This is a genomic window from Furfurilactobacillus curtus (genome assembly GCF_054657915.1).
The window spans coordinates 1,532,504-1,544,581 of record NZ_BAAHXU010000001.1 but is presented as its reverse complement, the minus strand read 5'-3'; the positions used below and the strand labels follow the sequence as shown (position 1 = coordinate 1,544,581).

Sequence of the window (12,078 nt, the reverse complement as noted above, 5' to 3'; positions counted from 1 at the left end):
TGCTACACTTGATGACGAAAATAAGTTCGCAGTGTTGTTAATCCCATGGGAATAAGTGAAATTCCCACAATTCCCACTAAGATGATTTCAAAATTCGCTTTGACAAAAGGGATACTACCCAATAGATAGCCAGTGCCAATGACAACGCTCACCCACGTGAATCCACCCAGAGCGTTGAACTTAAGAAAGTCTTGGTAACGCATCTGTCCCATACCAGCGGTAAAGGGCACCATCGTACGGACAATTGGCACAAAACGACCCCAAAAGATCGCTAAATTACCATGCCGATTGAAAAAATGTTGTGTTCGCTTTAAGTACTTGGGCTTAATCAACCGTTGCCACCGCTGCTTATTCACCACGTAATTACCAAATCGATGACCAATTTCAAAATTGACCCAATCACCTAAGATTGCCGCAGAACTGAGTAGTAAAATGAGCAGTAATGGTGTTTCATGAGGAATTGTGACAGCCAATGAACCTGTTAGGAACAGGATTGAATCGCCTGGAAGAAAGGGCATGATCACAACGCCGGTTTCGATAAAAACTAATAACCATAACACGAGATTGACGAGTCCAAAATGTGAGATCATTAGTGCCGGTAGCCACGTTGTCACGTGGCTGAATGTAAGCAATAAAGTTGTCAAAAAACCACCTCACCTTCCAACTTGATCTCATCATAGTCGGTCAGCTGAGGTGGCACTACTTACATCACCTGAAGAATAAATTAGTTTTTCTCATGAAACCAAGGGCCCAAAACTGACTGTAAAAATCGCTCCATGTGGCTGATTATCTGCCACTATAATTTTGGCGTGGTTCAATGTCACTAGTTGTTGCACAATCGCTAAGCCTAAACCAGTCCCAGGAACCTGGCTGGAGCGAGCTTCATCAACTCGATAAAAACGTTCAAACACATGTTTCTTATTCTCATCAGTGAGACCAGGACCTTCATCACTAATACTCAAATTGATCTTATCGTTTTGCTGGGTCAACGCACAGGTGATATTGCTCGATTCAGGTGCATACTTTAAAGCGTTATCTAACAATCCCATCAGGATTTGTCGAACGCTTTCCGCGTCAGCCAAAACCAAACAGGTCGGAGGAACCTGAATTTGAATTCGGCGTTGAATTTCCGTTGTGTAACCCATCACCGTCGTTTTAACAATGTCACTTAAGTCCACCGCTTGTAAACTTAACTTCATCTGATCATTTCGGCTGATCGCCAATAAATTTTCCACTAAATGTTGCATCCGCTGTGATTCTTCATCTAAATATTTCAAGGAGTCAGCAATAATCTCGGGATGTTCTTGTCCACGACGGCGTAACAAACTCACGTGGCCCCTAATACCTGCCAATGGCGTCCGCAATTCATGAGAGGCATCCGCGACAAATTGATGTTCGCGTGCCATTTGGTCATTCAACGAAGTCAGCAATTGATTAAAACTATCTGCTAGCTGCTTAACTTCTGTGGGCGCACTGGGTACAGGTAATAACGCTTGTTGTTGCCAACCTCGAATTAAACGGGTTTGAGTCGCTGTTGTCAGGTCTGTTAACGGCCGTGTCAACCGTCGTGTCATCAACAAGATCAAAGTGATGCCAATGACAAAGCTAATCAGTGCAACTACCAACACACTTAATAATGTCAGCTGCACAACTTGCAAAATGCTATTTAAGCTTAGCCAAACTTGATAGTACGCTCGTTTCGTCAGTTTACTACGGTAATAAAAAACCCCATGCCCATCCACAAAGCGAACCGCTGAAAAAATTGGCGCATTGCGATGTTTAGCCGCCAAATAAGCTCGCGTTCCTGGCGCATAAAAAATTGCATCCGTTCGTCCAGTTTTCGTAATCGTTTGGATTTTAACGTAGGTTCGCGATGAATCTTCTTCACTAGTCGCTTGCCAAGCATCCCAATTGGGCGATTGATGGACAAAAGACGCTTGTAGTGACTGAATGACTTTTATCGCGGCTGTTTCTCGGTTACGAATCAATAGGGTACTCACAACACCTGCCGTAAACACTGCACTAAGTCCAGTCGTCACTAACATAATCAAAATGTACGTTCGAATAATCAATCCAGCGCTGGAATGACGATCAATTCGCCACCGTTGCCTAAGCGTCATCAGTGATCACCTTCAATGTATAGCCGACCCCGCGAATTGTATGAATCAGTCGCGGGCGCTGATCCCGATCAATTTTATTACGCAGATAACGAATGTACACATCCACAATGTTAGTTTGCCCCACAAAGTCAACACCCCAGACGTGGTCGAGTAATTCATCGCGCGTAACCGTCTCGCTCTGATGTTGCATCAAATATAAGAGCAACGTGTATTCTCGCTGAGTTAATTGAATAACGCCATCACCACGAGTTACTTGATGTGATTTCGTATCTAACGTCAAATTAGCAACCTGATACCGTGGTGCAATCGTGTTTTGCTGTGCAGCTCGGCGAAAGATCACCCGTAAGCGCGCTAACAATTCCTCGATCTCAAAAGGTTTCGTAATATAATCATCCGCTCCGTTATCAAGCCCAGCGACTTTATCACCAATATAGTCACGAGCAGTCATAAAGATCACTGGCAGTGTGGTGGTTTGTTTACGAATGCGCCGAAGCACTTCTAATCCATTTAATTTGGGAATCATCCAATCGAGTAAAACCACACCCAAAGTTTGCTGATGGTCCTTAAATAAGGCCAATGCCGCCTCACCATCTGCAGCTACTAGCACCTTGTAGTTCTCAAAAGTCAATTCCGTTTTCAAATAGGCACTTAGACTGGCCTCATCTTCAACAATCAAAATTTGATTACTCATCGTTTATCCTTCCACTAAGTAATGCTGTTGGTGAATTAGCTTGACCACACTAGTTGTCCTTGAGTTCGAAATCGTCGATGCCAACGATGCCAACAATACTCTAGCCCGATGAAAAGACTCGTCACCAGCGAAATCAAGCCGCTAACCTGTTGCCAATTCGTGCCTGCATAGCCAACTTTAAGTACACCAGAGCCAGAAACGTTCACCTTAGTTAATCCACGTTGATTTTCCGTCGTTGTAACCAATTGATGATCAAATTGGTTAATCGCTTGCATACCCTTATAATACACTAGCGGCAACGTTATCGTTGCTCGTTGTCGTTGATTATGCACTTGATATCGGAAAACAACATGTCCAGCCGATGTTTTGGCCGCCGTGATGGTGACATCTTCCTGATCGTAAATCAAAACGCGCTTTTTATGATCTAATATATCGCTGTAAGAAAGTCCTTTGGGCAAATATTCATGTCCCGACCCGATGTAGTAAGAATCGATTCGATTAAAGGCAGTCGCGGATTCAACTCGTTTAGGACTGGCCGCTACAGTATTTTGGCTAAGGCGTAACCCTAGTAAAATTGTAACTAGCCCCGTCAAAATTACGAGTCCACGCGTATAATAGCGCACGTGAACCACGTTTAAATCAGCTAAATCGAAGGCGACAAGGAGACTAATCAGTGAGAATAAGCGCCATGGAAATTGCAAAGTGTTAAAAAATGTGTGGTCAACTAACGTCCACGGAAACAACGTTGTCGTCATGAACAAAAGAGCCATTGCCATCAATGCTAAATCACGATTCTTATCCTGGCGGAAGGCCATTACTAACGTCAATAAGCTCCCTAATAAGATTATGGGGCCGACATTAACTGTCGATGCGTGAAACACTTGGTTAGAAAGCGAATTTTCAATTAATGAACTTAATGGAACCGCTTCATGTGAAATATAAACTAACGGTGTTGAAGTGACTTGAAAAGTCTGGGATAGTAGTTGCTCACCAACAGGAATTAAGTATGCGGCTAACAGCAAACCTGCAAGATTAGCTGCCCAAAAGAACTGCCGAACTCGATGCTGCCGCCAAAGTTGCCGACCATGACTGAGGACGTACAACCCACAAAAAAGCGTCATCATTTCTAACGAAAGCATATGTGCGTAACCAATCGCTGCCATTCCAATCGCTAACAACAACCAAGCCCGATGATCACCTCGGCGAAGCTTGATCAAACTAGCTAGCACCAGTGGAAAGAAGACCATTGCCACGGCTTCACCTAAATCTTGACGACTGAATAAATCTTGCAAATGATAAGTACTTAGCCCATACAACAAGGCAAAGATAACACTGCGTTGACGAGATAAATTCAATTGGCGACCGGCCCATTCAGTAACCGACATTGTCGCAAACAAAACACCAATGAGCATGCCAAAATAAACTTGCGCCGAACTAAAACCGATCAATCGCATGCTAGCCGGCAAATAAATGAATAAAGTTGGATAGAATAAACTAGCAGCATAACCGTAGCCACCGGCAAAAAAGGCATCCACCCGTGGCAGAAAGTTGCCATGCCGCATAGCCTCATAAAGACTTTCAATCCGATTTTGATGAAAGTGGTAATCACCTGTCGCAAAGACTTGCGAACCATGAACCAGTGCCATAAACATTACTAGACTAATCACCAAAAATCCGAGATTGATCAATAGTGTCGTCTGCCAACGAGATTTTGTCTGCATGCTTCTCACCTATTTTCATCTAGTTGCGGATGCCTTCATCATTTTAAAAATCGCCAACGATCTGACCCGTCGACGATTTTGAGCTAAACCTTATTTTTGATGAGCCATTGTTTCCTCGACTGGCTGTTCAAGTTGAACCGACGTAGAGCCGGATTTTTTGACGATGACCGTTAAAACGATCACAAAGGCAACGAACCAGATCAGTGACATACCACGATTACCGAGCACACCACCGTGAAAATCATAACCAAAGTAATCTGCAAAACTTGCCCCAATCGGCCGTGTCAGCGCATAGGCGGCCCAAAAGGAAATGATTTCTGGTAGTCCATTTTGAGTTGGTTTGCCAAAGCGACGAAAGGCGACAAGTACCAAAAAAATGGCGCCTAATAAGAGCCCTGTGTTTAAAAAACCTAACCCTAAACTACTCGTGTCGATATTGTAGGCTCCAGATCGAGAGCTGGCCATCCAATCACCGGCTGCAGTTCCTAACATAAAGGAGAACGCAACGGTCAACCAATAAAAAACTTCATTTAAACGACTGGTAATGTGATGAATTGATAAATCATGGCTTTGTGAATACCAGACGGCAAAACTAGCCAACATCAACACGAAAAAAATCATCGTGGTTTCAAAATAATGTAGCCCAGTGACTGCTTTAAAGCCATCAGCAGAAAAGGTACCAAAGACTGCCAGTAAGGCAACGGACAACCAATAATTAATGGGCTGATAACGATCATTGCGTAGCTGTCGAATCAGAAAGAAGCTAAACAAACCCAGTGACCAGACGACGGTAAAAATAGCTCCAGCAACTTGATTCTTTTGCCCAAAAATGCCAACAGAAAAATCAGAAACAGATTCTCCTAACCCAGTTGAAATCAATTTAGCTAGCCAGAACCCGCCAGTAATCAATGGGACTTTACTGTACGCAAACTGTCGATCCATACTCATCACTTCTTTCATAAAATTTCACTGCATTATTCATAAGCTATGCCTGTATTACACCACCACCGAACAGTTGCCTCTACTCAAGTTTGCTTAAAAACATCTGAATTTTTCTCATAAAAACTATCCAGTTAGTTCAGATATGGCCGATCGACGACAATCTTTATTATAAAAATCCAGCAAATTGTCAAAATACATTTTAAACACCAAAAAGTATCGATCATCAGGTAAACTAAATCTATCGACTGACATTCAAAAAAACGGGGCACATATTCCATGACAAAAAAACATCCACTACTGACATTGCTCACTGCTTTGCTCATCGTTGTTGGCGGTGGCTACTTTGCTAATCACTCTAAAACTACTGACTCATCGCCAGTGACTAGTTCCGTTCGTCAAGCAACGCGTCATTTGGCGAAATCTGCTAGCCAATTAGCGGGCACTTCCTCAGCACCACAACCTCACGGCGCCAAGGTTGCTCACGATGCGACAGATACCCAATTACTCGCGTTACAATTTGATCCGACCAAGTACCCTGAAAACTATGCCAATTTAGGCAAATCCACGTTAACCCATTTACAAATTCACGACGCCTTAACCCATAATCATGAGCGCGCGTGGGTCAGTATCGATCCCCTAGATGCGTTAGGGCGTAGTGGTACTGGGCAAGCATTGGTAACCTATGATTCCGTGGAATCAACTTCACGAATGAAACGGCCACCATTTGCTGAAAGTGCTGATCCAACTGGCTACCGAGGCAATAACCGCATTGCACAACTCGTCGGTTACCGCGGCTATTTCTATAATCGCTCACATACGATTGCTTGGTCGTTAGTCGGTAATCTCGGTGGCCCAGACTCGTCGGCCAATACCATCATGCAACGGCCTAACCTCACAACCGGAACGCGAGCGCAAAATGTTGGGACTAACGGACGAGGCACGCATACCGCCGGGGGAATGGCTTACGCAGAAACCGCGATACGAAACTTTGTCCGTTCACGCCCCAATATTCCCGTCTACTATGTGGTTACCCCACTGTATCAAGGTAACGAAATTGTTCCACGTGGAACGCACGTCCAAGCGGTCAGTGCCTCCGATAATGGAGCGGCACTAAACATCAACGTATACGTGTTTAACAACCAAAATGGTGCCACAATTAACTATGCAACAGGCAGCTGGACGCAGAATTAAAGTCAGCTTACCTTCATAATTCACAAACAAAAACGACCTAATTTTCACGAAAATCCGTGGAGAATTGGGTCGTTTTATGTCATTTAAGCTATTAGAAAATGGTTATCAAAGTGCAACCAACTAGTTGATTTTGCGTTTCGGGTTCAAAATCCCCATCGGATCCAATAACGATTTGATTTGATGTTGCACATAGTCGACGTTATCGCCTAGTTCTTCGTTAACCCATTGATTTTTCAACATTCCTACCGCATGTTCGCCAGAAATCGTGCCGCCTAACGCCAAGGCCTTTCTAAACATCAACTGTAAAGCTTGGATCACGTTGTCGGGTACTGCAGTCTGGTCCTTGGGCCACGTTAGCGTGGGATGAACATTACCATCGCCAGCATGCCCAGCCGTGAACACGTTGACGTGCAATTGATCAGCCACTTCAGTAATATAGTCCATCATTGGTGCCAGCTGTGACATTGGGACTGCCATGTCCTCCATCACATGGTTATTGCCGGCAAAAACGGCGGGCAACATGTCTTGACGTAACTTTTCAATGCTGGCCATCTCTGTATCATCAGTGGTGACATGTAAGTGATTTGCGCCATACTGATCGAGAATCTTTTCCGTTGCTGCCAACGCCTCATCACCGCCGACATCCAACCGTAGAATCAACATTGCGCCATTATTTTCAGCGTAATGTGTGCCTTCGTAGACGTCAAGTGCTGCCACCGTTTTAGCATCTAATGCTTCTAACATGGCAGGATAAACACCTGAAGCTCGTACTTCAGTGACCGCTTTTGATAATGCAGTCATATTGTCAAAAAATGCTAATCCCATCACTGCTTTGCCTAACGGAATTGGTAACAGCTTGACGGTAATTTCCGTAATAATTCCGAGTGTCCCTTCTGAACCGACAAACAGATGCGTTAAGTCATAACCAAAAGCTTGTTTAAACGTACGACCGCCAAGTTTTAACTCGCGACCGTCAGCCAAAACAACTTTGAGCCCCAACACGGCATCACGCGTGGCGCCATACTTCACGGTGCTCATACCGCCAGCGTTGGTTGAGGCATTTCCACCAATGCCTGAAATAGGTCGCGATCCAGGATCGGGGGCATAAAACATCCCAATTTTATTGGCCGCTTCATTCAAAGTCTGGTTGATAACGCCAGGTTGCACCACGGCTACTTGATCTTCACGACTAATGTCCAAAATTCGATTCATCTTGACTGTTGATAACATAAGAGCGTTGGTTTCAGCATCCGAACCGGAAACAGTACTCGTCGCCGTCGTTTGCGGAATAACGGGCAGATGATACTTTCTGGCCGTCGCCAAAACGCCTTTAATATCATCAACATCGCTAACCTCAATGTAGGCCAATAAGTCGCCATCGGCATCGCCAATGCCATTTGGATCATTTTTATGCTGCGCTAACGTGTCGGCATCCGTGTAAATGTCAGCATGCGGTGCGGCCTGTTTTAACGTTGCGATCATCTCTTCATGTGAATATGCATTAAACACTGCCATGATCTGTGCACCTCCGATTATTTATGAACACACTTACCATAAGGATTTACTCATCAAAGCGCAATTATTTGTGTCGGCAACTAGCCAAATCAGCCAACCACCAGTAAAATGAAAGCCATTATAAAGCATTGTTTGGAGTAATCATGAAAAAATTAAAAAATCGATTAGATGCCTTTAGCGACGCCATTATCGCGATCATTATTACGATCATGGTTCTGAACTTACATACGTTTATCAGCAACGATCTAAACGCCTACCTCAATTTGGCTAAAGAAATTGGTATTTATCTCATCAGTTTCTTTTACGTCGCCAACATGTGGTATCAACACGCAACCGTCTTCAATGAAATCGACACGATTAACTATCGCATCATTATTTTCGATTTTATCTTTCTCTCAGGCCTGTCATTAATGCCAATTGCCACGAGTCTAATGGCTAACAACACGACGCAAGTTAACGTCATCATCTACGGTCTATTATCAGTTGCGATCTATTTCCTTTTTCGCGGGCTTGCCAAAACCATCATTCACCTCAAATATGTCAATAAAACAGATATGCAAAATGTGTATATTAAAATTTATGGTACACATAATCAAGGTTTGTTCGCCATCAACATTGGGGTCATTATTTTAGCGTTGATCAGACCCACCTGGGCGGTCATCTTCTATCTAGGCTTCCCAATTTTTGACTTCTTGATTAATAGTGGTGATCGTCAGGAAATGTATGACGTAGAACAACTCACGCCTGAACAACGCGCCGATTTTCTAACCTTTGACGCCGCTGGTCGTAAGGCTTTCCGTCAGCAGCAACAAAAAATTGCCGCTTTGGCGCAAGAAAATCTAGCCGCTGATACGCCAACTGATTCATCCCCAGAAGTAATTGACGAATCAGTAGCATCAACACCAGCCACTAGGCAACCAGCTACCTCAACATCTGAAAACGGTCCGCGCACACCTCGTTCAACTTCACCGAATCCTCACGTGCCCAACCAACCTAATCCTCATCAACAAAATCGCCATCAAAATTATTGGCAGCAATGGTTAGATTCGAACCCTGACGTGCGTGAAAATGTGACCAGTCGATTAAACGCCCATCAAGGACTCACGCGTGAACAAAAGGAACAGTGGGCCGCTTGGTTTAAACAACAGCGGCAACAAATGCATCAACGGCCAAATCGGTCAAACCAGTCTAATCATCACAATTAAGCGATTGCGATACAAAACCCGTGGAATCCTCAGTTTGGAAACTCCACGGGTTTTGTGTCGAACGCTTCACCACCAATCAATTAAAAACTATTTCACATTTGTGGTACATTTACTCTTGTGGAACATCCACATATGTGCTATAGTAATTACATGAAGGGAGGGTTATTGAACTCATGATGCAAATTGACATCAAGACGTATTTATCAGAACATCATCTGACCATTTATGAAGTTGCTAAACGTAGCGGCTATGGCTATACCACCCTGCACAAATCATTTAATAAAAGACAGACTGACGCAACACCCCTTAACATTCGTGATTTAGACGCACTTGCCCAAGCGCAACACGTCCAGATGTGGGAAATATTGCGTGAGTTAGAAAATCGCTACATGCAGTAAATTTTATTTTTGGCCAGATAACCTTTAAATTAACCTTTGAACAGGATGTTTAGTACAGAGGAGGTACTTAATATGGCACAACAAAACTTTTCCAACGATCCATTTGGTAACAACATGGACGACATTTTTAACCAACTCATGGGTCGCATGAACGGGCTCAACTCTGAAGCTCGCTATTTAGTCAACGGTCGTGAAATGACTCCCGAAGAATTTGCCCAGTATCGGCAAACGGGTAAACTACCGACTAGTAGCCAAGCGACGGCCACTTCAAAACGCCCGGCCCAGGCTCAAAAGCAAGCCGGCATTCTAGAAAAGCTTGGTCGCAATCTAACTCAAGCCGCCAAAGATGGTCTGCTTGATCCAGTCATCGGCAGAAATAAAGAAATTCAAGAGACCGCTGAAATCCTCAGCCGGCGAACTAAAAATAATCCGATCCTTGTTGGTGACGCTGGTGTTGGTAAAACCGCCGTCGTTGAAGGATTAGCCCAAGCGATTATCAGTGGCGACGTACCGGCGGCCATCAAGGACAAAGAAATATGGTCAATTGATCTGTCTTCCCTGGAAGCCGGGACGCAATATCGTGGTTCCTTTGAAGAAAACATTCAAAACTTGATTAAGGAAGTTAAATCCGCTGGTAACGTGATTCTCTTCTTTGATGAAATCCATCAGATTTTGGGGACTGGCTCAACTGGCGGTGAGGATGGTGGCAAAGGTTTAGCTGACATCATTAAACCAGCATTAAGTCGCGGCGAATTGACCGTGATCGGTGCCACGACTCAAGACGAATATCGCAACACCATCATGAAAAACGCGGCCTTAGCACGACGATTCAACGATGTGACAGTGAACGCACCAAGTGCCGCCGACACTGTCGCCATCTTAAAGGGGATCCGCGACCTCTATCAAAAGCACCACCATGTTGATCTTCCTGATGATGTCTTAAAGGCCGCTGTGGATTATTCAATTCAATATATTCCACAACGTTCTTTGCCAGATAAAGCTATCGACTTATTGGACATGACCGCCGCCCACTTAGCCGCGCAACATCCCGTCACTGACAAAGTTAGTCTGGAAGCTGAATTGAAGCAAGCCGAAGCTGACAAGCAAAAGGCTGCTGAAGAAGAAGATTTCGAACAAGCCGCAACGGCCAAGGCTAAGGTAGACGACCTCACCAAACAACTACAACACGCGGATGGCGATGCCAAACGGCCAGTTGCAACAGTCAATGATGTCGCGGCCTCCATCGAACGTTTAACTGGCATTCCGGTGTCACAAATGGGCGCCAGTGACATTGAACGGTTAAAGACAATTAATGAACGGCTGAAAGGCAAGGTCATTGGTCAAGATGAAGCTGTCGACATGGTTGCTCGGGCAATCCGGAGAAACCGGGCGGGATTTGACGAAGGCAACCGTCCAATTGGGAGCTTCCTGTTCGTTGGGCCAACCGGTGTCGGGAAGACTGAACTGGCCAAACAATTAGCATTAGATATGTTTGGCAGTAAAGACGCGATCATCCGATTAGACATGAGTGAATACACGGACACGACCGCTGTTTCCAAGTTGATCGGAACGACTGCTGGTTATGTCGGTTATGAAGATAACGCCAACACACTGACGGAAAAGGTTCGTCGAAACCCATATTCGATTGTTTTGCTCGATGAAATTGAGAAAGCTAACCCACAAGTTCTAACCTTATTGTTACAAGTGATGGACGACGGTCGGCTTACTGATGGTCAAGGTAACGTGGTGGACTTCAAAAACACGATCATTATCGCGACTTCCAATGCGGGCTTTGGTCGTGAAAGCCTGACCGATGACGCGAAACATGATGAGACTTTGATGGACAAATTAGCGCCGTTCTTCCGCCCAGAATTCCTGAACCGCTTTAACGGAATCGTGGAATTCAGCCACTTAACTAAAACCGACTTGCATCAAATCGTCGACCTAATGATCGATGACGTCAATCAAACATTGGCTAAGAAAGACATCACCTTAACAGTTACCGAAGCGGCTAAGAATTGGCTTATTGACCAAGGTTATGATGAAGCAATGGGCGCTCGTCCGCTACGGCGCGTCATTGAACAGCAAATTCGCGACCAAGTCACTGACTTCTACTTGGATCACTTGGATGCTAAACACCTCGAAGCTGATTTGGTAGATGATCAGATTAAAATTCGTGACTTGGACAACTAGTCTTTTAATAGCATCGTGTTAAATAGCCTGATTAACTCAAGCCGCCACTTTAGATAGTTCAAAAACAAAAGGCCACGGAAATGAAACGATTTCCGTGGCCTT

The 12,078-nt window shown here is 44.5% G+C and carries 10 protein-coding genes; 4 read left to right on the top strand and 6 right to left on the bottom strand.

The genetic code is table 11. The features are described 5' to 3' along the window. Positions 1–2: 2 nt before the first annotated feature. From ACYQ0Y_RS07235 to ACYQ0Y_RS07215, 5 genes are all read right to left on the bottom strand, one after another. Positions 3–644 carry a DedA family protein gene (locus tag ACYQ0Y_RS07235; protein ID WP_407882824.1) on the bottom strand — a complete coding sequence of 214 codons (642 nt, stop codon included), beginning with the start codon at positions 642–644 and terminating at the stop codon, positions 3–5. A gap of 90 nt (positions 645–734) precedes the next feature. Next, positions 735–2,120: a sensor histidine kinase gene (locus ACYQ0Y_RS07230; protein WP_407882823.1), complete on the bottom strand. Its 1,386-nt coding sequence runs from the start codon at positions 2,118–2,120 to the stop codon at positions 735–737. After that, a complete protein-coding gene (locus ACYQ0Y_RS07225) occupies positions 2,110–2,811 on the bottom strand; it encodes a response regulator transcription factor (RefSeq protein ID WP_407882821.1) in 702 nt (233 codons plus the stop codon). The genes ACYQ0Y_RS07230 and ACYQ0Y_RS07225 overlap by 11 nt, the downstream gene beginning before the upstream one ends. 35 nt (positions 2,812–2,846) lie before the next feature. Continuing rightward, entirely contained in the window at positions 2,847–4,532 is a 1,686-nt protein-coding gene (locus tag ACYQ0Y_RS07220) for a hypothetical protein (RefSeq protein ID WP_407882819.1), read from the bottom strand. 90 nt (positions 4,533–4,622) lie between these two features. Beyond that, positions 4,623–5,492 (bottom strand): COG4705 family protein, encoded by an 870-nt coding sequence (locus tag ACYQ0Y_RS07215; RefSeq protein ID WP_407882817.1) that lies wholly within the window; start codon positions 5,490–5,492, stop codon positions 4,623–4,625. A 258-nt stretch (positions 5,493–5,750) separates the two neighbouring features. On the opposite strand from ACYQ0Y_RS07215, the gene ACYQ0Y_RS07210 reads away from it, so the two are divergent. Then, positions 5,751–6,665, top strand: a complete 915-nt coding sequence (locus ACYQ0Y_RS07210; protein WP_407882815.1) for a DNA/RNA non-specific endonuclease — start codon at positions 5,751–5,753, stop codon at positions 6,663–6,665. A 120-nt stretch (positions 6,666–6,785) separates the two neighbouring features. On the opposite strand, the gene ACYQ0Y_RS07205 is transcribed toward ACYQ0Y_RS07210, so the two are convergent. After that, positions 6,786–8,180 carry an FAD-binding oxidoreductase gene (locus tag ACYQ0Y_RS07205; RefSeq protein ID WP_407882813.1) on the bottom strand — a complete coding sequence of 465 codons (1,395 nt, stop codon included), beginning with the start codon at positions 8,178–8,180 and terminating at the stop codon, positions 6,786–6,788. A gap of 143 nt (positions 8,181–8,323) precedes the next feature. Here ACYQ0Y_RS07205 and ACYQ0Y_RS07200 point away from each other — a divergent pair, with 143 nt between their 5' ends. From ACYQ0Y_RS07200 to ACYQ0Y_RS07190, 3 genes are all read left to right on the top strand, one after another. Continuing rightward, on the top strand, positions 8,324–9,385 hold the full coding sequence (locus tag ACYQ0Y_RS07200; protein ID WP_407882811.1) for a TMEM175 family protein: 1,062 nt from the start codon (positions 8,324–8,326) through the stop codon (positions 9,383–9,385). A gap of 176 nt (positions 9,386–9,561) precedes the next feature. Continuing rightward, on the top strand, positions 9,562–9,783 hold the full coding sequence (locus tag ACYQ0Y_RS07195; protein WP_407883446.1) for a helix-turn-helix domain-containing protein: 222 nt from the start codon (positions 9,562–9,564) through the stop codon (positions 9,781–9,783). A 72-nt stretch (positions 9,784–9,855) separates the two neighbouring features. Continuing rightward, positions 9,856–11,976 (top strand): ATP-dependent Clp protease ATP-binding subunit, encoded by a 2,121-nt coding sequence (locus tag ACYQ0Y_RS07190; protein WP_407882809.1) that lies wholly within the window; start codon positions 9,856–9,858, stop codon positions 11,974–11,976. Positions 11,977–12,078 lie beyond the last annotated feature (102 nt).

Excerpts from the sequence above, each read along its gene's own strand:
- ACYQ0Y_RS07230 (WP_407882823.1), bottom strand. The coding sequence starts at position 2,120 with ATGACGCTTAGGCAACGGTGGCGAATTGATCGTCATTCCAGCGCTGGA.
- ACYQ0Y_RS07225 (WP_407882821.1), bottom strand. The coding sequence starts at position 2,811 with ATGAGTAATCAAATTTTGATTGTTGAAGATGAGGCCAGTCTAAGTGCC.
- ACYQ0Y_RS07220 (WP_407882819.1), bottom strand. The coding sequence starts at position 4,532 with ATGCAGACAAAATCTCGTTGGCAGACGACACTATTGATCAATCTCGGA.
- ACYQ0Y_RS07215 (WP_407882817.1), bottom strand. The coding sequence starts at position 5,492 with ATGAAAGAAGTGATGAGTATGGATCGACAGTTTGCGTACAGTAAAGTC.
- ACYQ0Y_RS07210 (WP_407882815.1), top strand. The coding sequence starts at position 5,751 with ATGACAAAAAAACATCCACTACTGACATTGCTCACTGCTTTGCTCATC.
- ACYQ0Y_RS07205 (WP_407882813.1), bottom strand. The coding sequence starts at position 8,180 with ATGGCAGTGTTTAATGCATATTCACATGAAGAGATGATCGCAACGTTA.
- ACYQ0Y_RS07200 (WP_407882811.1), top strand. The coding sequence starts at position 8,324 with ATGAAAAAATTAAAAAATCGATTAGATGCCTTTAGCGACGCCATTATC.
- ACYQ0Y_RS07195 (WP_407883446.1), top strand. The coding sequence starts at position 9,562 with ATGCAAATTGACATCAAGACGTATTTATCAGAACATCATCTGACCATT.
- ACYQ0Y_RS07190 (WP_407882809.1), top strand. The coding sequence starts at position 9,856 with ATGGCACAACAAAACTTTTCCAACGATCCATTTGGTAACAACATGGAC.